We start from the raw sequence: 23565 nt of genomic DNA, 5'->3' as shown, positions 1-23565 counted from the left end.
TACCAATTTGAAAAAATCCTGCGATAAATATACCATTTATAAAGACGCGATTCATCGCCTTGTAGAGACGCGATTCATCGCGTCTACTTCTAAACGATATTCAAAAAGCCGCTTTGAATCAAGTAAGCTGTATAAGTCATAAACAATTGAGAGTCAATTGGAGGACAAGCAATAGAACTACCTGCTAGTGCATGGAGAGTATCTTGGCAGCTAATATGAGGTCTTCTAGCTTGCAAGTACAAATCAGGAATAGTCAGTTGTTCATCAGACCAACGTTCCAGTAAAAATGGTCGCAGAGTGTATAAAGGGTTGTCTACAGAAGACACATTATTGATTAACTCTGATTGCCATTTTTCAAAAGGAATCATCTCAACTGAATAACCAAAAGAGCGTATCCACTCAACTAATGTTTTCAAAGAAACAGGTTGAGGATGTTGTAAATTGAAAGCCTTACCTATAGATTCTTTTTGGCGTGATAGATAAACAATGGCTTTACTTACATAGTCCACAGGTGACATATCCAACATATAATCTACATCAGGGAAATATCCCATTTGTAGACAGCCTTTGGTCATCAGGTTGATAAAATCATGTGTGTTACAAATGCCTGTCTTGCTATCACCAGAAATCAGTGGTGGTCTATGGATAGTTACAGGCAGTCCACGGTCACGAGCAATTTTAACTAACTTTTCAGCTACCCATTTAGTTTGTGAGTAACCAAGATAAATACCTTCCCAATGATTGAATTCATCCTGTTCTTTAACAACCTTGCCAGCATAAGCAGTGGATTCAAAAACAGCAACGCTAGAAACGTAATGTACAGGCTTGACTTTAACTTGACAAGCTAATCTCAAAACTTCTTGGGTTCCCAAAACATTGGCTGCCTTCAGTGCTGAGTATGGGAAAACATAATTCAACAAAGCACCACTATGATAAATAGTATCAATATTTGCAGCTAAAATTTGAAACTGTTCTGAACCAATACCTAACAATGGCAGAGATAAATCACCGACAATCGGAATAATTCTGGAGGTAAATTTTTCCTGCCAAATTGCATATTGTTGCAAATTATTTTGGAGTTTGCTTTTGCCTTCTTCGGCATTCGCAGCACGCACTAAGCAATAGATATTCGCATTAGTTTCTTGTAGCAATTCCCGGATGATAAAAGCTCCTAAAAAGCCTGTTCCTCCAGTTAAAAAGATGTTCTTGGGTTCACCTATAGCTACATTAGATGCAGCGCTGGGATGGATTGTGGGGTCAAGAACAGCCTCAGCACCTAAATCTAGAACAGAGGGCGCAGTGTTGGCATTGGAGGTTGTCACACCTGTATCTTGAATTGGCGAACCATCTTGCACTTCTTCAGCTAAACGCTGTGAAAGAGCCTCAATATTTGGGTAATGCCACAATAGCAATGGAGAGGGTTGAAATCCGAGTAATTTTTCTAAGTTACTGACTAGAATCATTGCTTGGGCTGAATCCAACCCATAGTTTTCTAAATGTTCTGTGACATCTATTTCATCAGTTGCAACTCCTAGCAACTTAGCTAAGTTAGACACCAAAAATATTTGAATATCGTCTGCTGTGAAAGACTGTTTTATAGTCATTTTTAAATCTCCAACAATGATGTAGAACGAACTGGGTGATATTGACTGTAATAATCGGAAGCTTGTAGTCCTTGAATTTTCAAATTTTGGACACGGTACAAAAAGGCTGCACCAGTCATAATTTGATTAGCAACATCAACTACACCACGATTATTTGGTTCAGATAAATAAGAACCGCGTACCCAGTCATTGAAACCGCCCATTGCCGGGCCACACCAAATTTGATAATCTACTTCTCTACCTTTTTCACCAGAACTAGACCAACGGGAAGATAATCCTAGATACCAACGGAAAATCAACGCCATTTTTAGTTTAGGATTATTGACTGCTTTCCCAAGTTTTTCAGGATTCTTTTGGGATAAATAAGCCGCAGTTCCTTCCCATACTTCAGCAATAGTTTTGCGAAAAACTTGTTTTTCTAATTTCTCTCTTTCTGCCAAAGGAATCTCTTCAATGGAATCATAAGCGCGGTAGAGTTCAAATAATTTCTGCGCTCGCATGGGGAACATTGTACCCCGTTTGAGAACTTGCAATTTGACTCCCATTTCAAACATATCTGCTGCTGGAGCCATTATCATATCAGCCATTTCTGCTTGGGCTAGTAACTTTTTGGTATGTTCACAAGCCCCAGATTCAACACATGATTGATTAATGGAACCAGTCATTACATAAGCAGCACCCATCATAAAGGCTGCTAATGCTGATTGTGGTGTCCCAATTCCGCCTGCTACGCCGATTCTAATGGGTGTTTGGTAATGATATTGTGCTTGAATTTCATCCCGTAAGGCAATAATAGAAGGTAACACACAAACCAGGGGACGGTTATCTGTATGACCTCCAGAATCAGCCTCGACGGTAATATCATCAGCCATTGGAACTTTGGCTGCAAGGGTTGCTTGTAACTCAGTAATTAATCCTTGTTGAAGAAGTTCTTTGAGGATTCTGGCGGGTGCTGGTTGCAGAAATTTAGTCGCAACTTCTCGCCGAGAAATTTTGGCAATGATTTTATTTTTGATTTCAATTTGATTGCTGCTATTTAAGCTCAATCCAGCAACACGGTAATAAACAATGTTGGGTGTCAAGTCGAGAAATGCAGATGCTTCTACTGTTCTCACTTGATATTTGAGATATAAATCTACAGCGCGGCGTTCAATCGCAGGTTCATTGGGGCTGTGGATTAGATTAAATGCATAAGGCCCTTGAGGTAAGGCTTGTTGAATGCGATTTATGGCTGCTTCTAAACGTTCTGGAGTTAAACCACCTGCACCAAAGGAACTCAAAATTTGCTCTTTTCCTAGTGCAATTACCATTTCTTCGGAAGCAATTCCGCCAGCCATTGCACCGGTAACGTAGGCATATTTTACTCCATAAGAGGAGAGAAAATTGGGATCTCCAAATTGTTGAATGCGGATTGGGGCTGCAAATGTTAAGAGTTCTACTTGTGCTGTTGTGCCATTATCACCAGGGGATAAATAGCCCTCGTTGGTGACACCGATTTTTCCGGCAACTTTCACGATGTAGCAGGGTTTATTTAATACCATCAATTTATCTTTGATGGTTTGTTTCTCGAAAGATACAGTTTCTAAAGAACCTTTCCAAACCTGGTTTTTGTTAGAACACCAGGATGAGAAATTAAGGCCATTATCGTGTTTACTTAGTACCGTATCTACGGTTGTCACGGCAGTTATCCCTCGGATTACAATTATTAAATAAGGGGAGTGGGAGTGGGAAATAGGGAATCGGGAAGAAATATTTTCCTTTTATCAGTTCACCTTTCCCCTTCCCCAAGGTTATTGACGGTTGAAGTATGTAGACTTATGTCAAGATTCGTCGTTAAGCAAGTTTTGGGCGCAAGCTAGTTGCAATTGAATGATTTCGCTCATTTGTTGACTGTAATCTTGTCTAGCTTGTAAGAAGGCAGTGTGTGCTTTAGTTATCTTTGAATTATTAGCATTGAGCTTTTGATACTGGGTCTTATTTAAATCGAACATGCTGATGATGCTACTAATTTTTTTAGTTCTGACGGGTGGGGTAAAAACAGGAGTTGGCTGTCTGATTGCGCTTGACTCAGAAGATTGTAATTGTTCTCTCGGTTGAAAAACGTTATCAATGATATTTTTCGGTTTTACTTCTTCTGGCTGAGGCAAGATGTTAGGGGAATGATTTTCTTGTTGGGTTATGTGGTTGGAAGTGTTAAGAAAATCTGTGATTTCAGTTTGTTGGATATTAGGTATATCTGGATGCTGTATTTTGAAACGTTCGCACTTAATATCCTCAACCAAATTTTCAACAGTTTTACGATTTTCTTCACTCAAAATTGTAGCAGCGATCGCTTTTCCACCCAAGGTAACTGTTCTCAATGTTGCTTTACTTGAATTAGCACTTTCTTGGGCTTTGCTATACAGTGGTGATAAATCCACATTCACCTGATGACTGAGTAGTTTTGCTAATGCTTTGACCATTGAAGCATGGTCATCCATCCCTCTACGATTTAGAGAGACTGTGATATGTTCTTTGTCACCGAGAATTTTGTCAATCCATCGGGAACAAACACTACCTGCGCCCGCTTCTAGAAATATTTTGACTCCATCGCCGTAGACACGATTAACTAATTGCGGAAAATCAAGTTCTTGACACAATCCTTTAGCGATATTGTGAGCAATAGTATCTCTTTCAAGTGCAACTGGTTGATAATCGGCGGCAGAATAAAACACAATTCCAGGAAGATTTTGTGATGGTAAGCTGTTTACCTTCTTGATTTCCTCGAACTGCGATCGCATCGCTTCACAATGTATCACATGGTCGAAGGGAGCAGGGAAATAATTGCAACCTAGAGTTGTAATTACTCGCTTACAGGCTGCATCATCACCAGCAATTAATACTTCTTCTGGTGTGTTGATTTGAGTTAAGTAGACGCGATTCTCTTGTTTCAGGCATTCTCTAACTTGAGATGGAGTAGCCATGAGAACATAAGTATTCCAAAAATTGTTGTTTGGTGAATCTGTTAATCCCCAATATTCACGTACAGCATTTTTCGGCCCAGATAATTTATCGCCAAATAAAGGTGATGAGTTTAAGGTGTTACTTCCGCCCTCAAAATTACTCCAAACCCCTTGGGCAACCATCATGCTAGTTTCACCCAAGCTATACCCAAATACAGATTGTGGCTTGACTTTAAAATCATCTCGGAAAATTGCTGTCATGTATCTAGCAAAGGCGATTTCACTTTCAAACATTGCTAGTGAATCATCTAACAATTGCTTTTCGAGAGTTTCTAGTTGCCTAGTTGTCAATTTAGGTAAACTTCTGGGATAAACTAACTTTTCAACATCGGCTGCCCGGTTGTAGAGATTGTTACTTTTTAAATCCTCGAAGACTTTCGGAAATAAGCGAAAAACAGTCCGACCAATGCCAATATAAGAATTGACTGCGGCGGGATAAACGTAAGCAACTGTTCCAGTTTTACCTAATGGTTTCGCTGTGAAATAACTACCTATTGGTGTTTGCCAATCTGTTCCTTTTTCAAAGGCATTATTTACACCTTTGCGGGCAGATTCAATTTCTTTGAGTAGTTCTTTTGTGTTACGTCCGGTGATTGATAAGACGTATTTCGGCTCAGAATGCTGTTGAAAGGTAGCGAATGTTTGGCTGGCGGTAGCTGATAAAGAAAAACTAGCTTCGATAGATTTTTGGAGATGGTTAAGTAAATCTGGTATATTGGAGCGATCGCTAACTGCGATAGGAAACAGATGAAAAGGCATTTGTTGCAAATATCTGTTGTCGCGCTCCTCTTGGCTGGGTTCTTCCGATAAGATTAAATGGGCGTAACTGCCATCTATACCCATGCTATTAATTGCTGCTATTCTGCGTGTACCGCCTTTATCGACAAACCAAGGTCTTGATTCCATTGCCACATAGAAGGGACTACCTTCCCATACTTGCGGTGTTTTGACACCAGACCCATTTGGGGGTGGCGGGAATATATCTGTAATAAAGACAGAGAGCGGTTTTAATTAAGCTAGCAATTCCCGATGCTGTGTAGGTGTGGCCGATATTGGCTTTGACGCTACCTAATGCACAGTGCAGACCATTGCCCACTTTCGGATAAGCTTGGAGTAAACCTGTGATTTCGGCTTCATCCTCCTGGGGAACGCCACTACCGAAGACTTCCACATAGTTAACTTCTGTGGGTTGAATCTCCGCCATCTGGAAAGCTTGTTTGCAGACATTGCTGATAGCTGAAGCATCAGGTTTTACCAAAGTATCACTCAAAGTAGAATTACCTTGTGCAAAACTCATGGCATCAATTACTGCATAGATGCGTTCATTGTCTTCTTTAGCAGCTTCGTAGCGCTTGAGGACAACTGCACCCGCACCTTCGCCAACCATCCAGCCATTAGCTTGTTGGTCGTAACCCAAGGTATTTACACCTGTATTAATTGGTGCAAATTGGCTGCGGAACAAGACATTTTCTACACCACCGGCTAAATCTACTGCACCAACAACCACCGCGTCTACTTCTCCAGTAGCGAGTAGCATTTGGGCAACTTCCAACGCTTTAAGGGCAGAATTTTCGCCAGCGCTGACAGTGAATGCAGGGCCAGTGAAATTCCACAAAGCTGAAATCCGACTCGCCATGATGTTGGCGATGTGACTCACATATTCGCCGATTTCTACAGGTTGGTGAATGCTATCTTTGACGATAGTTTCTAGTTGGGAAAGCTGTTGGGCAGGTAGAGAAATTCCTTGGTTGAGTAAGCCGTCCTTAACCTGCCAAGATAGATTCCATCTTTGCTGTAGCTGATGCACAGAGAATTCTGTCTCGGCGGCAACAATCACAGCCACATTGCCACCCTCCTGTAGTTTCGCATCTTTGACGGCGCGATCGCTAACTTTCAGAAGTAACAATTGTTGTGGGTTTAATTTGTCTATCTCATTCGGTGGGATTTTGCACGATAAAGTATCGATTTCAAAATCTTTGATGTATGCCCCAACTGGTGCTTTTCCATCTGCTAAACCGTACTCTTTCAAAACATTTTCTTGATTTTCTATCCCATGCCATCTTTGAGGCGGTAGAGAAGTAAAATGCTGTGTACCATCATAAATACTGCGTTCAAAAGCATCTAAACCATTGCAGTTACCGAAAAAGGCATCCATGCCGACAATGGCAACTTTGGTAAGTGGAATAGGTGGAGTTGATTCAACTGATTCTGCTGTATTTCCTTGTTCTAAAATCAGATGAGAATTAGTGCCGCCAAAACCAAAAGCGCTAATAGCTGCCCGTTTGATTGGTGCGTTATTATTGGGCCATGTTGTAGCTGTTCTAACAATTTTGTCAGCCGAAATTGTACCTTTTTCTGAAATTAAAGGTTCCGAAACATTCATGGTTGGTGGAATTACACCATGCGACATACTCAAAATAACTTTAGTCAAGCCAACCATACCAGCAGCAGTTAGCAAGTGACCAGTATTTGCCTTAGCAGAACCCAGCAGAGGCGCAGCTTGATTTTGGCCAAAGAATGTTTCGATGGAATTGAATTCGGTTGTATCTCCTAGTAATGTGCCGGTGGCGTGACACTCTAGATAATCGATGGTTTTTGGGCTAACTTTTGCCTCATTATAGGCTCGTTCAAAAGCTAGAATTTGCCCTTTAGGGTTCGGACTGAGTAGGTGTTTACCTTTGCCATCATTTGAGAGTCCATTACCGCAGATGGTAGCTAGAATATTATCGCCATCTCTAACGGCATCAGAATATCTCTTCAGCATCACCATCCCAACACCATCGGCGGGAATTAGCCCTCTAGAGGATTTATCTAAGGGGCGGCTAATGCCGTTTTCTGCATATCCTTGAACACCGGAAAATAACATCCGCACGAATAAGGAATCTGCACAACTTATGGCTCCAGCTAACATGACATCAGCTTTGTGTGACCATAAGTAATGAGATGCTAGTTTAATCGCATAAAATGAAGAAGAACAAGCAGCATCCAGACATAAATTAATCTGAGATAGTGATAGTGCTTGAGCAACGATAGATGCTGGTAAACCAGATATCATCGCATTGTATAAAGATGCTTTAGTTGCACTTGAGACAGCTAAATCAAAGTCTTCATACTGCAAAAGTTCTCTAACAGCCGGGGTAATAGTTTGCTGGTAAATTGGCGAGAATAATTGATTAGATAATTTTGTCGGGAATGATAAATTACCTAAAATTACGCCGCATTTTGCCAGAACAGTTTGATTACCCCAATAACTACTTTGTACGATTGCTTGTTTAGCGGCATACAATGACCATTTGAAAGTGTTATCTAAACCAGCAACAAATTCTGATGGTAGATTGTATTCAGATGGATTAAACTCGAAGTTGCGGATGTATCCGCCTTTGAGTGAATAGGTTTTGTCTGGTGTACCTTTAACTGGATTGTAAAAGATTGTCGGATCTACTCCGATTTCTTCGACGGTTGCAGAGGATGTCGAATCTTTTTGATTAACGATGTTTTGCCAGTATTCTTCAGGATTTTTAGCATCGGGGAATAGGCATGATAATGCGATGATGGCTATTTTTTCCACGATTTATATGCTCCGAGTTTGGGTATTTAGCAAGAGATAATTAAAAAGCAGGATTTACGCTGTTCCCCAAACTTTGAACGAGGCTAGTTATAGCAATCCTAAGATTAAGCTAGCTTTGATAGTTTGCAGTAAAGACTTTATTGCTTAGTACAAGATTTCTAGCGAACTCTCTGCGAACCTTTGCGTTTCCCTTTGCGAACCTTTGCGTTTAAATTTAAACCCTCAATTCTACACGAATTTACGCAAAGCTATACTTGTAAAATAACAATAAAAGTCCTGACTACGAACTTTCAACTTGATATACTACTAGCTTCTGAGCATTTTCATTGACCAAATAATGGCATGAGCGCCGAGCATTCGCGAATAGATTTTACCTTGGCGGTCGTGTATGATAAAGTTGGCGATCGCACTACTTGGTGTCTTAGATAGTACTTCACAAGAAACGTAAAATGTTTCGTTATGTGGTATCATCTCAAACTGTTCAAATTTTTCCACTTTTCCAGGTAAACAACCTTCTTGATGAAAGTGTTGTGTCCAAATCCATAAGGCGTGCATACTCAAGTCAGTGGTGTAAGGATTTACCCATTGGACTGGGAATTGTCCTTGTTGCTGTGGTGTGAGTTCTGGCCACAGACATTCTGTAGTGATTTTTTCAGGGCTGATATTTAAAACTCTCTTAACTTCTTGAAAAGCGGGGCCATGAAATAATGTCGCCCCACCATTTTGGTAAAAAGCTTTTCCTGTCGTGGTGATAATATTATCTGGTTCGAGATTGAGAGATTCATAGATGGGTGCAACTGGGATTTCTCGCTGGAGATTGAGTTGAGCGCTAAAATGAAAATGGATTCTCCCTTCTGGGTTTTTACTCGAAATTTTGGCTTTAAGTTCGATTCGTTCGAGATTAACTTTAGAAATTTCTTCAATTTCTAAAATATGTTCTTTCGCTAATGTTTCATTGAAAGTAATCCCCTTCAAAACTTTGAAATCTTGATAATTAAACAACCGATAACCGGGATATAATTGTTCAGAAGCATTGATAATCCAGGTCATTGCACAAGTTGCTGGTAAAACTGGAGAACCAGCAATGGTATGATCGTGTAAAAATGGATTAGCCTCCAATGTCATTTGGCGACGAATACGATAAGTTCGTAATTCTGAATCTAGCTCTGTAGCCATTGGAACTAGGGGGCTACCAATGACAACTTGTGAGATTGCATGGTTGGCATTATCCATTTCTTTAACAAGCATTTGTGCGCCGACAGCAATGGGAATTATGTCAATTTTTCGCTCTTGAAAAATCTTCTTTAATTCTGCTGTCACCATCCCACTATCCCAAGCGCCCCAGTTGATAGCGACTACGTGACATGAGGGATAACTTTGCTTAAATATATGGGCTGATTTGTTCAGAATTTCATTTGCGATCGCATAATCAGATTGTCCGGGATTTCCGTAAAAGCCTGTTACGGAAGAGAACAAAACTAAATGCTGAAGTTGATTAGGATTGACGCAATTTAGCAGGTTTTCTAAACCTTGAACTTTAGCGGTGTAAACCTTTTCAAAATCCTCTTCTGTTTTCTTTTCAATTAACTTATCAGCTAAGTTTCCCGCGCCGTGGATGATTCCGGTAATTGGGCCGAGATGTTGGACAGCAGTGGCAAGTTTTTCTTGTAAAGCTTGCGTATCTGTAACATCGACGCTGATATATTCTGCTTTAGCTCCAGTTTTTTCAATTGCTGCTAGAGTCTTTTTAATTTCGCGGCTGGAGGTTATTTTGTTATATATTTTTTGCACATTCATGGGTGTAGGCTTCTCTCCTTGAGAAAGAAGATTTTCCATAATGCATTTTTTCAATGCGGAGTCATCGGAATTTTGAGCAAAATCTGGCTCGGTTTCTAATAGTTCGGAGCGACCGAGGAGGATGAATTTGCAGGGTTGCTGTTGAGCTAATCTGATAGTACACTCAGCCGTAATCCCTTTTGCACCGCCGCTCACGACAAAGACAGATGATGGACTAAGCTGGGCTGTTTGTGTCATAAATCCTCGTGAATACCTGCATAAATTGGGTTTTGATGTGCAACTGATTCTTAAAACCCCTCTCCAAACCTCTCCCCCACAGAGAGAGAGGCTTTGATTCTTACTCCCCTTCCCTTGTAGGGAAGGGGTTGGGGGTTAGGTTCGAGAGAAAGTTACACACGGCGTTAATTAACTTTTTAATCGGCGATAATAGTGACTCGCCCTTGTGAACCATACCCAACTTCACTTATATAAAGGTTGGGGTCGTGAAGTTCGGCGATGATGTTTTGTACTGACTGTTTAGCGTCAAGTCTGGGACTTAAATCGATCGCACGAGTAAACACCTTTGGCCATTCCCATCTGAGAGTTTTGCTTAATCCGAATAAACCAGCACCGATCGCACCGAAGTTGACTTTGTACTCTAAACCGAAGGCTCCATCAAGGTGAGCAACTGTGCAGAAACAACTACGTCCATGCTTTGCAGTTTCGTTGAGGGAGGGTTTGAGGTGTTTCGCCATCAAAAATACGTGCTTGACGATCGCCTTTTCTGATTCGTTATAAGAAATACTCCCGGTGTGATTTCCTACAAACATCGGATGTAAGTGGATGAAGGCCCCAATCGTTCCGCAGTGAGATGCGATCGCTTGCAATTGTTGTTGAAGATGTTCTTCACTTAAGTTTGCTAAGGTGACGCGGGTTACTCCTGTGGGTAAAGGCGCTTGTTGGGCGATCAGCGATTGGGGGAAGCTGATAACTACTACTTTCCAGCCTTTCTCGATTAGGGATTCAGTTAATTTATAAGTGGTGAGGGAACCATCATCGGTGATTAAACCGATGTGTCCCTCTGGTAAAGTGAAATCCAAATAATCGGGTTGTGCTAGGCTTCTGAGTTTGACCGGATGGCGCTGGATATTATGCTCTAGTTCCAGTGGTTGCTGTTGGACAAACTCAGGCTCAGACTTTTTTTTTTCACCTCCAGCCAACTGCTGTAGGTAATCGACTATTTGACCGATGGTGCGGAGATCGCCGAGTTCTTCGATATTTGGTTTGGGTAAGTTGGGGTACATTTCTTGCATCGCCCCTAAAATTTCTACCCGCTTGATGGAATCAATCCCTAAATCGGCTTCCATGTCCATTTCCAGTTCCAGCATCTCCACTGGATAGCCAGTTTTATCGCTGGTGATGGCTAACAGGGTTTCACCTAAGTTTGCAAATTCATCACTTATAGAGGGAGCAACTTCTGGCTCTGGTTCTGGGGTGAATGCGACAACTATGCTTGGTTCCGGTGCAATGACTACCTCAACTACTGGTGCAGTCTCTACTGAAATCTCGGTTGCTGGTTGTACTTCGTGAACTGCAATTTCTACTGAAACACTTTTAGAAGCGTGGGATTGCAGATACTCTACAACTTGACCGATGGTGCGTTTTTCTGACAGTTCTTCTAAATTAGGCTTGGGTAGGTTGGGGTACATTTCTTGTAGCGCCCCTAAGATTTCCACCCGTTTGATAGAGTCAATTCCTAAATCAGCCTCCATGTCCATGTCCATTTCCAGCATCTCGACTGGGTAGCCGGTCTTGTCGCTGGTGATGGCTAACAGGTTTTTATCCAAGTCAACAATATCGATGGTTGCGCCAGGTACAGGTGCAGCAGTTGTAGGTGCTGGCTCTGGGGTGAATGCAACAACGTTGTTGACTGGAGGTGAGCTAATTTTGACTACAACTTCAGGTTGGGGTTCCACTACTGGAACAGGTGGCTCGGCTATAGGCTCTACTGTCTCGACAGTGGGGAAGTGCGGTGTGGGCAGTAGAGACGCGATCGATCGCGTCTCTGGGGATACAGGAGTTTCAACTACAGGCTCTACAGCAGCCGGCAGAGGTTCTTGGGTAACATTTAAGCCATTTTTAGCTACAGGCTCAGTTACAGGCAAAGGCTGGCTTTCTACTATCTTAGTAGTGGCGGGTACTGGTGCTTCTGTGGCGATCGGAGTGAAATTACTTATCTCTGTTAGTTGGGTTGCTCCCTCACCAGAGATGATTTGAGAATATTCTTGCTGTATGAGTTGGAAAAAGTTTTTGGTATATTCCAACTGCTCTTGAAGATATTGCTCATGGATGCGTAGGGTTTCACCTTGTTGGGAATGAAACTGCATCATGCTACGCTCTAAGCTTTCCATGACAACTAGCTTCATTTTGGCAGTTTCGGCTGTTGATTTACTTTCACTCAACAAGGAATTCTGCTGCTGCATCAGTTGGAAAAACGCTTTAGCATATTCCATTTGATGGTTGAGATAAGTACCGTGAACTTGTAAATTCTCGGCTTGATTTTCCTGGAACTGTGTCAAGAGATATTCTAAACTTGCTAAAAGTTGTTCGTAATTTGTAAGCTTTTCTGGTGTTGGTTGCATCTTAGATTCCTGGACTGGTTGTGACAGGGTAACAGGATTCATCTGTTGCTCTGGCTGGGTGATGATATTAGATGTCACACCGTTCATGGCTGGGGTGGATTTTTTATGTCCGTTAGTCTCAATTACAGCCAGAGGTGGAGTTACACCTGGGCTGCTAAATAAAGGAACCGCATCAGGATATTCAGGGGTGGGTAATGTGACTTTATGCCCATCCTGTAAAGCGAGAGCGAAGGCATTTTTCGTTTTTTCGGATCTGTAGTTTATCCCGTTTAAACGGACATTTAATGTCTTCTTCGTCTCAATTGGCGGGATGGTTTGGGGAAGTTGGTAAGGATCGAGGTTATTCAAAGCCAAACCAATCACCCGCAACTGCACAACTGCTTCTCGCAAAGAGCGATCGCTATTCTTTTGAGTGCTGGGGTTCAAAGATACGGTAATATGTGGGCGATCGCCAAGAATCTCTTTCACCAAGTTGCTCAGAATTCTCCTCGGCCCAAATTCCACAAAGCAAGTACCACCGGCTGCATAGATATTTTCAATTTCCTGCTTAAACAGCACTGAATTAGAAAGGTGCGTTTCCAGGATTTTTTGAATACCTTGGGCTTCCTTGGGATACTGCTTACTGGTAACGTTGCTGTAAACAGGGATTTTCGGACTTTGGAATTTGACAGACTTAGTAGCGATCGCAAAGGATTTCTGAGCAAAGGCAATTAGCGGTGTATGGAACGCTGCTGAAACAGGTAACAATACAGCTGTATATCCTTTCTCGTGTAAAGCCTCTTTGATTCTCGCTATTTCTGCGGTCGGCCCAGCCAAGACAAATTGAGTCGGAGAATTTTGATTAGCGATCGCAACTTGCGGAAAATGTCTCAGCACTGCTTCCACTTTGCTGATGTCTTCTTTGACAGCCAACATACTACCCGCATCATGATCTGGATCTTCGGGTGCAGCCATTGCTTGACCCCTAGCTTTCACTAAGAACAAGTAATCTTCTGTACTCAAAACCCCCGCAGCCCATAGCGCTGTCAGTTCCCCAAAGCTATGTCCCGCTACAAAATCTGACTTAAATCCAGCTTGTTGCAGTATGCTGTACATCCCTGCACTCAACACCCCGATGGCTGGTTGAGCGTATTCTGTGCGTTGTAAGGCAGCAATTTGGACATTTTTTTCTGCCTCTCCAAACACGGGATGAGGAAAAACGATTTCTGAAAGCGGCTGCAAATTATCTTTGAGCAACAGGCTATCCATATAACCATGCAGACGGCGCATCAAAGGGAAATTCATCACCAGTTCGCGCCCCATCTCCAGGTATTGCGAACCTTGACCAGAAAATAGAGAGACAACTTTTCCGCCCAACTCCATACCAGAGGCGCGGTAATAAATCCCTTGGGGATGCTCCCAAGATGCTGCTGTTCCTTTGAGTTTCAGCCAGTCAATGCTAGTTTGCAGCAACTTGCAAGCTTCTTCGAGATTCTCAGCGACAAACCCAAATCGGGGAGCAGAAAGGGGAATTTGTGGCGATTTGCACTCATTGACTAATTGTGAGTAGTGTGCATTACCTGATGGCGATCGCAACTTACCTAAAATCTCTTCCGATTTGCTCAACAATTGCTCTAGTGTGGGAGCAAACAACAGCACTTCACTAGCACCACTGTGTAAGCGATAGGCGGCGTTTTGGTCGGCTTCATATTCTTCCAAAACAACGTGATAGTTAGTACCGCCAAATCCGAAAGAACTCACACCTGCGCGTCTTGGTGCTTCCCCTTCTGGACGAATCCAAGGTCTAGTTTCGGTATTTAGATAGAATGACGAATTTTTAATGTTGAGTTTGGGGTTCGGCTCGGTAATGTTGATTGTCGGCGGTAATACTTTGTGATGTAAAGCCAAAGCAGTTTTAATCAAACTCGCCGCACCCGCAGCCGCTTTTGTGTGTCCGATTTGCGATTTCACACTACCCAAAGCGATATGCTGCTTTTTGCGATCGTGTACATCAAAGAAATCTTTTAAAGAACCGAATTCTGTCGGATCTCCAGCCATTGTACCAGTGCCATGTGCTTCCATCAAACCAACGGTAGCGGGAGAGAAGCCAGCATCTTCATAAGCACGTTCTAAAGCTTTAACTTGGCCTTCTTTGCGAGGAGCATAAATGCTCTTGTAACGCCCATCGCTGGAAGTACCAATACCTTTAATTACGGCATAGATTTTATCATTGTCCCGTTCAGCATCTTCCAAACGTTTGAGGACAAGCATGGCGATACCTTCACCCAACATCATCCCATCAGATTTAGCATCGAAAGGTTTGACATTTTCACTAGGAGAAACCGCCGGTGTTTTGCTGAATGAGATGTAAGCCATGATGGTGTTATCGGTATCAACACCACCAGTCAGCATCATATCAGAACGATGCTCAACTAGCTCACTAATTGCCATTTTTAAAGCACCGAAGGAACTAGCGCAAGCGGCATCAACTACGCAATTCATCCCGCCAAAATTCAGGCGATTGGCAATTCGTCCGGCGACTACGTTAGCTAACATTCCAGGGAAAGCGTTCTCATCCCATTTCACGTAAGCGCTTTTGATTTTATCAACGATTTTTTGGGTATCTTCATCGGATAAACCACTGCTTTTGAGTGCTTTTTCCCAAATCGGATATTCTAACCTAGCAGAAAGTGGCATTCCTAATTGCTTGGCCATCGCCACGCCTAAGATTACCCCAACCATCTCGCGGTTAAATTCACGGTTTTCGCCATAACCTGCATCTTCCATCGCTTCTTTTGCAACCACTAAACTTAATAGTTGCGATACATCTGTGACTTCTAAAATGCTGGGTGGTATGCCGAATTCCATCGGATTAAAATCAACCTCTGGAAGAAACCCGCCTCTTTTACAATAGGTTTTATCTTCAGTAGTTCTAGGATTTGGATCGTAATAATCTTCGACGCTCCAGTGAGTGGAAGGAACATCAGTAATACAGTCAATTTTGTTTACTATATTTTGCCAGTATTCGCGTAAATTTCTGGCTTGAGGCAATAGAGAAGCCATCCCAACAATGGCGATAGGATTGTGTTGTAATTGTCTGTTAATTTTGTTAATTGACACTGATTTATCTGATTTATCTGACTTCATGTTTTTTTCCTCTATAGACCTCATCACAGCCTTTTCACAATTATTGATAAGGCTCTCTAACTCAGCTAAGGCAGTATCAATTGAATAAGCAGACATAGGGCATAGTTAGTACTGTGGATTGTGTAGCTACAGTAATTCTGTTGCCTACTAAATAATGAAAATCTCTCGTCTTGTAAGCAGCTAGCTATTTTATCTGTGCTAAATGCTTTTCTCCAAATCGACACCACACGACACATACTGCCTTCATAAAGCCTTAGATTTATAGGCGATTTTGGCACACTGCGTAGGCGTAGCCCGCATTTGAGTGAGCTTCAGTGACCATCGTAGACATCGCAAAAAAATGTTATCCAACGCTAGACTCTTGATATTGTGACAATAAGTCAACCAATTTTGGATTTTAGATTTGCAATTTTAGATTGGTATTAGCGATAGCGAGTAATCCAGCGTCTTTTAGATTTGTTTCACCCACCATAAGTGGAGAAGGAACCAAAAAAATCCAAAATCCAAAATCCAAAATCTAAAATCTAAAATTGCTACGGTCGATGATGTTGTTAAAACTGGTAAAATAGTCTTGGAGTGTAATAGCTGCTTGACCAGTGAATTCAATCCATTTGTAATAGTAGAGATTTTGGCAATGGTATCCTACTGGAGCGAGGAAAACTGAGGAGTAGCTAAGGAAACAGAAACGTTTTTTCACTCGAAACCGTTTGATTATCTAGCCTAAACACAGCAACATAGCTGATGTTAATAAAAACGTTCTGTATCTCAATCAATGTCATAGCTAGTTGTAACCGTCCAGGATAATATATTTTATGGTATATGACCTAGTAAAATTGACACGTTCGTTACAGAAAAGACACCGCCTTTAATCCGAGTTTATGCAAGTTGAAAAAGTAATTCAACGATCTCTAGGTAATGACAACGCAGTTATTTTTAGTTATTTTTAATTTAAAAATATTAATTAAATAACTAGTTTCTATAACCACTTTAAAGCATTGAATTAATAAAAACACTAGCATACTTTACAGAAACTAAATCATTCCTTTAAACTTATTTTATAAACAACCATATACTCTTACTGATAGAAATTTTGAATAAATTTAGCATAAAAGTATAATTGATCACTAAATAAATATGTGAAGAATTTTGTTATCTACGGGTTAAACATAAATATTCTCTTAGTTAAGTTAACGCTACAAATCTGTTGTCTAGTAAGTAACAATTCACTGAATACATAGATAAAGCCAATAACTATAAGTATTATTTTTCAGAGAAGCATCATCATTGAGTCAAAGTTTTTGGTTATTTTTTAAGATAAGTCAAGTTAAAAAGCAAAGTGGTTATTTATAAAGCAAATATTAATTTTAATTATGTTGCTAGATAAACATAATATGAGTTAAATGAATTTTCAGTAAATAGTCAACTTAAGCAAAGCTCAGGTTTTACATCTCATCTACCACTGACACGATCTGTAATCAATAACAGGGCTAATAGCTTAAGTAAGGGCAATTCATCAATTACCCCTACTAGAAATCGCTATAATAATGTCTTATATTACACAACCTTGATAATAATAATCTGTTAGTAATATCAAATCTGCTTAATAACCAACTATTTATATGAATCCGGTTTGATTTCTGAAAAAATCCGTACACTTATAATCCTCTTCTTCACTATTGCCTATTGCCTATTGCCTATTGCCCATTGCCTATTGCCTATTGCCTGTTCCCTGCCTCTACGAGTAATTTCAAAAATCAAATACTAGTCCTATATACGTATTCAATTGCTAGACAATAGATTAGCGATTGGTACATTTTTTCAGCACCTCATCTGATTGTGATGAAATATTTTAGTGAGAGAATCAGGACTTATGCAAATTCAATTAGTTGACAAGAATCAACTTTTAGTCCATACTTGATAACAAGTTTATCCAGGTTTTGATATCATTTTTATTAGCGCTTGGTTGTTCTTGAGAGTTAAGTTTGCTGGCTAGCGCTATTGTATTTTACGCTACGAGATTAGATGACAAATTAGGATATAACTTAGGAAGCTTTGAAGTAACACGCCATTAATTTTCACGCCAAAATACTAAGTTTGGGCGGTAAAAGCGTACAACAATTCATATAAAACCAATTTAGAACCATCCACTCGAACGAGGTAGAAAACCTAGAGGAAAAGCCCTCTTGGTAATTTGCGGATGAGTCTATTCTAATTGACTAAATATAACCAGGATATTCTCTAAAAAAGCAGAATTGGAATGAAAATATGGCAGTAAATAAAGAAAGTCGATTATTCAGAAAACCCGTAGGCCGATCGCAAGTAATTTTAGCAGCTTCTCTGACTTTAGCGGCTGGATTAATCGCTTTATATAGTTTGACACCCTATTGGTCTAAACCCAAAGTTGCGACATCGCCAGCCAACCCTCCCAAAGCTGCTGCTCCTGGGAAAGTTGCTGTGACAGCCTTAGGACGTTTAGAGCCAGAAGGCGAAGTTACTACTTTGACTGCTCCCACTTCTAATAATGGGGTACGAGTAGATAGACTGTTGGTGAAAGAAGGAGATGCGGTTAAAGCAGGGCAATTATTGGCCTATCTCGAAAATTATGGTCGTTCTAAAACCGCATTGCAACAGGCTATAGACCAACTCCAAGTTGCCAAAGCTAAACTAGCGCAGGTGAAATCTGGAGGTAAAACGGGAGATGTCGATGCTCAAAAGGCTGTAATTGCCCGTTTAGAGCCACAATATAAAGGAGATGTGGCGACACAACAGGCGACAATTGACCGCATCCAAGCGGAAGTAGACAACGCTCAAGCCGAGAATAATCGCTATCAGCAATTATATAGACAAGGTGCGATCGCGGCTTCTGTAGCAGATAGCAAAGCTTTGCAACTAAAGACCACACAACAACAGCTAACAGAAGCCCAAGCCACCCTCAAGCGAACTCAAGACACATTCCAAGAACAACGCAAGCAAGCACAAGCACAACTCAAAAGTATTAGTGAAGTGCGTAGCGTAGATGTTCAAGTTGCACAAACCGAAGTCAATAGTGCCACAACTGCTGTTCAACAAGCAAAAGCCGACTTGGATTTAAGTTACATCAAATCTCCCATAAATGGCAAAATTTTGAAAATTCACGCCAAAACCGGAGAAGTAATTAGTACCACCAGAGGATTTGCTGAGATAGGTAAGACATCTCAAATGTATGTGATTGCAGAGGTGTATCAAACCGATGTTCAAAAAGTGCGTGTAGGACAAAAAGCTACCATTACCAGCACTGCATTTCCTGGAACAATAAAAGGAACTGTAAAAGAAATTGGTTGGCAAGTTGACAAACAAAGCATCTTTAGCCTCAACCCTGGTTCAGATACAGACCGCAGAATAGTGGAAGTGAAAATCTCCATTGATAATCCCGCCGATAGTGAAAAGGTCGCTCGTTTTACTAACTTACAAGTCGATGTCGCCATTCATATTTAGTCATTGAACATAGGTCATTAACAAATGACAAATGACAAATGACAAATGACAAATAATAAATAAATCCATGATTTTCAAAATTCCTTTAGCATGGCTACAGCTAGCCCAGCAAAAAGTTCGTTTATTAGTAGCTGTAGCCGGGATTGGCTTTATTGTGCTGCTAATGTTTGTGCAACTTGGTTTTCAAGATGCCTTATATTCCAGTGCAACCGCAGTCCATCAGAATCTCAAGGGAGATTTATTTTTAGTTAGTTCGCAATATAAATCTTTGACCTCAAATCAAAGCTTTTCGCGGACTCGTTTATATCAATCTCTGGGATTTGATGGCGTAGAGTCAGTTAGTCCCATGTATTTGCAATTTGCCAAACTGAAAAATCCGGCTACTAGTGAAAAATATTCAATATATGTTATTGGTTTCGATCCAGGTAGACCTGTGATGAATCTTCCAGAAGTTGAGAAAAATTTAGATAAACTCAAAATTCCCGATGTTGTGCTTTTTGACCGAGGTTCTCGCCCAGAGTTTGGCCCAATAGCTGAAAAATTTAATGCGGGAGAGACTGCACAGACAATTGAAATATTTCCCTTCAATTCATTAATTGGTTATCGAGTGAGAATTGGTGGCTTATTCACATTAGGGCCTTCGTTTGGGGTAGATGGAAATTTACTTGTTAGTGACTCAACTTTTTTGCGGATAAATCCTAATACTCGTCCGGCAGATATGATAGATATCGGTTTGATTTCACTAAAACCTGGTGCTAATGCCGAAAAAGTCCTGAAAAATTTACAGGCAAATTTGCCTAGTGATGTCCAAGTTTTTACCCGCCAAGGCTTCATTGATTTTGAAAAAAACTATTGGGCTGTTAGAACACCTATTGGTTTTATTCTTAATTTGATGTTGACAATGGCTGCGGTTGTTGGTGTGGTTATTGTTTATCAAATTCTTTACAGCAATATTGCTACCCAATTTGTTGCTTACGCCACTTTAAAAGCCATAGGTTATGCCAATAGCTATTTATTAAATGTGGTATTTCAGCAAGCTTTAATTTTGGCAATCTTAGGTTATATCCCAGGATTTCTTACTTCTGTATTGTTGTATAGTTTTGCAGCAGAAGCAACTAAACTACCAATAGTTATGACCACTAATAATGCAGTAATTGTCTTAACTTCAACAGTCTTAATGTGTATAACATCAGGAGCGCTTGCTATCAATAAACTTCGCTCCGCAGATCCGGGAGAGATTTTCTAGCTACTTGGTAGCAAAATAATTAAATTATTTTGCCACGATCTAAACTGATAGCTAAGTATTAGTGCAGCCTCTCCACAGAAAAATTCTTCTTATACCAAGTTTAGATTTTAGATGAAAAGTATTTACCAAGATTTAAATTTGGTATTACTTAAAGTCTTTTATCTAACAAATCAAATTCACCTATTTAACAATAATTTCGATTTTATGAACCTCAAAGACAAAACTCTCCTAATTACTGGGATTAATGAATTTGTCGGTTTGCGTACAGCCGAGTTAGCCATAGCGCAAGGGATGAAGGTTCGTGGACTACAAAGTTCTACAGAACAGAACAAACAATTACAGAATTTAGGTGTAGAGGTAATTATTGGTAGTATCACCGATTCTACTATTGCTCAAAAGGCTTGTCAGGGAGTAGATATCGTTTTACATACAGAGCAAATTGCTGAAGAAGCTGGTGCAATTAAGCATTTTCGTGATGTGAATGTTGGCGGTACTGTCAATATGGCTAAAGCTGCTAAACAAGCTGGTGTCAAAACATTTGTGCATTTATCTAGTGTGATGGTTTACGGTTTTAACTATCCTGATGGTGTTACAGAATCCGGCCCACTCTCTGGCGAAAATAATCCCTACTGTCAAACGAAAATCGAAGCCGAAACAGCACTTCTAGAACTGAATAATCCGTCAGATTTTGGCATCATCATTATTCGAGCCGGAGATGTTTATGGCCCTGGAAGTATTCCCTGGATAGTCAGACCAATTCTGATGATGCGCCAAAAATTATTTGCTTGCGCTAATGATGCTAAAGGAGTAATCAATCATGTATATATAGATAATCTGATTGATGGCATCTTTCTCGCGATAGAAAAAGAAATCTACGGTGAAATATTTAATATCACTGATGGACAAGAAACTTCCTGGAAAGAGTATTTTATGCGTTTAGCAGCAATGGAAGATTTGCAAGCACCTCTTTCATTATCAAAAGATGAAATCAAATTATTTCTAAAGCTACGCGTTCAAGGGCAAAAACTTTTTCGGAAAAAAGTTGATATCTTACCAGAATCCATAGATTTTATGACTCGTCCCTATGCTTGTTCCATTGCCAAAGCCCAAAATCTGTTAAATTACAAACCAGTAGTTGACCTAGAATTAGGAATGCAGCAAACACATGAATGGCTGCAAAAAACAGATATTCAAAGCTTGGTGAAATAGTTCACATATTTTTGAAAATTCAGGAGTCAGGAGCCATAATGGGCTAAACGCCCCGCTATCGCTAACAGAATGATTGCAAAATGAAGAAGCTAGAAGACTCTTGATTTACTTGAAATGATTTAGCTTGGTATTAAAGTATTCTAAATTCTGACTCCTGAATTCTGACTTCTGAATTCTTGTATTGCATCTACCTAACTACGATTAAGCAGAAAATAATCCACAGATTTTCCGAATACTTGTTTTCTATGAGTAGCAATCAGCCACGATTGAGCATCGGATTACCTGTATACAATGGTGAAAAATTTCTCAAAGAAGCCATAGATTCACTTTTGGCTCAGACCTTTGAAGATTTTGAACTTATTATTTCAGATAACGCATCGACAGATAAAACTGAGGAAATTTGTAGAGCTTATGCCGAGCAAGACCAACGTATTTGTTACTACCGCAATGACACGAATATCGGTTGTGCTGGTAACTTTAATCGCGTCTTGAAACTGTCTTCGGGTGAGTATTTTAAATGGGCAGCTCATGACGATCTACATTCTCCAGATTTTATCAAGAAGTGTGTCGAGGTGCTTGACCAAGATCCTACGATAATCTTGTGTCACTCCCAGGCATATTTCATTGATGAACAGGGGAATTTTATCCAAAATTACGATATCAAAGTCAAGGCCGATGCACTAAAACCGCAGGAGCGTTTTCACGAATTGCTGACCAAGCATTTATGCAATCAATGTTACGGGGTAATTCGCGCTAGTGCTTTGAAAAAGATACCGCCTATGGGTGGTTACGGTAATGCAGATGGAATTCTTTTGTTAAGACTTGGTATTCTTGGTAGGTTTTATGAAATCCCTGAATACCTGTTTTTCTTCAGAAGTCATCCGCAACAATCAATGAGTATGTTCTTTCCCCATTATTTGTTGTTAACAAATACAAATCAAAAATCATTCTTGAGTATGCTCCCGGATTTTTATGGGTATACAGTGTGGTTTGATTCAGCAAAGAAAGGACAAATTTTATTCCCACATTGGAGAATAATCTGGGAGTACATACTCTCTATATGGCGTAGTCCCCTGAGTTTGAATGAGCGGCTATGTTGTCATAGAAGTTTACAACAGCAGTTAAAAGGGACAGAATATCTTTTACTGAAAGATTTGCTAAGTGTGGTGCAAGTACTTTGGAAAGATTGGAAAACAGCATTCATTAAAGAAGAGCAAGTCATTCTTTGAAAGAATCAGTTCACAAATCAAAGCTGACTAACGCGGCTTTCTATCAGCCCCAAAATCACTTATCCTAATTACAAAATTATGCTGAAACGATCTCAACTATCTCATGTTTTGCTTGCTACTTTAGTGAGCATCAGCTTTGCTAAAACAGTGAACGCAGAGCCAACTGCAACACTTAATGTTGTAGTAAATGGAATACATCACCAAAAAGGTGAGATTTGCTTTCGAGTTTATGCAAGTGAAAAAGGATTTCCAATGAGTAGTGCTAGTGAAGCTCAAAGTGGCTGCGCTAAGATTACTGGCAGTTCTGTAACAAAAAAATTCTCCGGTTTGAAACCTGGAACTTATGCTGTCGCTGTGGTTGACGATCAAAATGGCGATCGCAAACTAAATAAAGACTTTTTCGGTATTCCCAAAGAAGGTTTTGGGATTTCCAAAAATCCAACTGTGTCCATACAAACAGGTACACCAAAGTTCCGTGATGCCAGTTTTGTTGTCAACAAAAATACAACAGTGACCATCATCATGAAATATTCACTGGATTCGTAAAGGGAATGGGGAGTGGGGAAGAAGCAGGGGAGCAGGGGGAGAATAAAAATTACCTCTTTCTCCTCTGCTCCCCGCTCCCTGCCCCTTGTCCTCTTTCCAATGCCCAATCCCCAATCCCCAATTTCCAATCCATTATTCTGTCG

9 protein-coding genes and 1 pseudogene are annotated in these 23565 nt (G+C 40.5%); 5 read left to right on the top strand and 5 right to left on the bottom strand.

The features are described from left to right. Positions 1-89: 89 nt before the first annotated feature. From NSTCB13_RS13230 to NSTCB13_RS13210, 5 genes and pseudogenes are all read right to left on the bottom strand, one after another. Positions 90-1604: a thioester reductase domain-containing protein gene (locus tag NSTCB13_RS13230; RefSeq protein ID WP_448272646.1), complete on the bottom strand. Its 1515-nt coding sequence runs from the start codon at positions 1602-1604 to the stop codon at positions 90-92. Positions 1605-1606: 2 nt separating this feature from the next. Continuing rightward, entirely contained in the window at positions 1607-3283 is a 1677-nt protein-coding gene (locus tag NSTCB13_RS13225; protein ID WP_448272645.1) for a PfaD family polyunsaturated fatty acid/polyketide biosynthesis protein, read from the bottom strand. Positions 3284-3424: 141 nt separating this feature from the next. Beyond that, positions 3425-8174: pseudogene (locus NSTCB13_RS13220) on the bottom strand (PfaB family protein). A 306-nt stretch (positions 8175-8480) separates the two neighbouring features. Beyond that, positions 8481-10208 carry an SDR family NAD(P)-dependent oxidoreductase gene (locus tag NSTCB13_RS13215; RefSeq protein WP_448272644.1) on the bottom strand — a complete coding sequence of 576 codons (1728 nt, stop codon included), beginning with the start codon at positions 10206-10208 and terminating at the stop codon, positions 8481-8483. Positions 10209-10384: 176 nt separating this feature from the next. Continuing rightward, a complete protein-coding gene (locus tag NSTCB13_RS13210; protein WP_448272643.1) occupies positions 10385-15814 on the bottom strand; it encodes a beta-ketoacyl synthase N-terminal-like domain-containing protein in 5430 nt (1809 codons plus the stop codon). A gap of 2169 nt (positions 15815-17983) precedes the next feature. Here NSTCB13_RS13210 and NSTCB13_RS13205 point away from each other — a divergent pair. From NSTCB13_RS13205 to NSTCB13_RS13185, 5 genes are all read left to right on the top strand, one after another. Continuing rightward, a complete protein-coding gene (locus tag NSTCB13_RS13205) occupies positions 17984-19192 on the top strand; it encodes an ABC exporter membrane fusion protein (RefSeq protein ID WP_448272642.1) in 1209 nt (402 codons plus the stop codon). Between the two features lie 67 nt (positions 19193-19259). Continuing rightward, entirely contained in the window at positions 19260-20438 is a 1179-nt protein-coding gene (gene devC, locus NSTCB13_RS13200) for an ABC transporter permease DevC (RefSeq protein ID WP_445628155.1), read from the top strand. Positions 20439-20642: 204 nt separating this feature from the next. Continuing rightward, positions 20643-21647, top strand: coding sequence for an NAD-dependent epimerase/dehydratase family protein (locus tag NSTCB13_RS13195; RefSeq protein ID WP_448272641.1), 1005 nt, complete (start codon positions 20643-20645; stop codon positions 21645-21647). Positions 21648-21892: 245 nt separating this feature from the next. Next, positions 21893-22876 carry a glycosyltransferase family 2 protein gene (locus NSTCB13_RS13190; protein WP_448272640.1) on the top strand — a complete coding sequence of 328 codons (984 nt, stop codon included), beginning with the start codon at positions 21893-21895 and terminating at the stop codon, positions 22874-22876. A 78-nt stretch (positions 22877-22954) separates the two neighbouring features. Continuing rightward, positions 22955-23422, top strand: a complete 468-nt coding sequence (locus NSTCB13_RS13185; protein ID WP_445628157.1) for a DUF2141 domain-containing protein — start codon at positions 22955-22957, stop codon at positions 23420-23422. The last annotated feature ends 143 nt before the right edge of the window (positions 23423-23565 follow it).

The organism is Nostoc sp. DSM 114160, assembly GCF_053470305.1.
The sequence above is the reverse complement of the archived record's forward strand: the minus strand, read 5'-3'. Positions and strand labels throughout refer to the sequence as shown.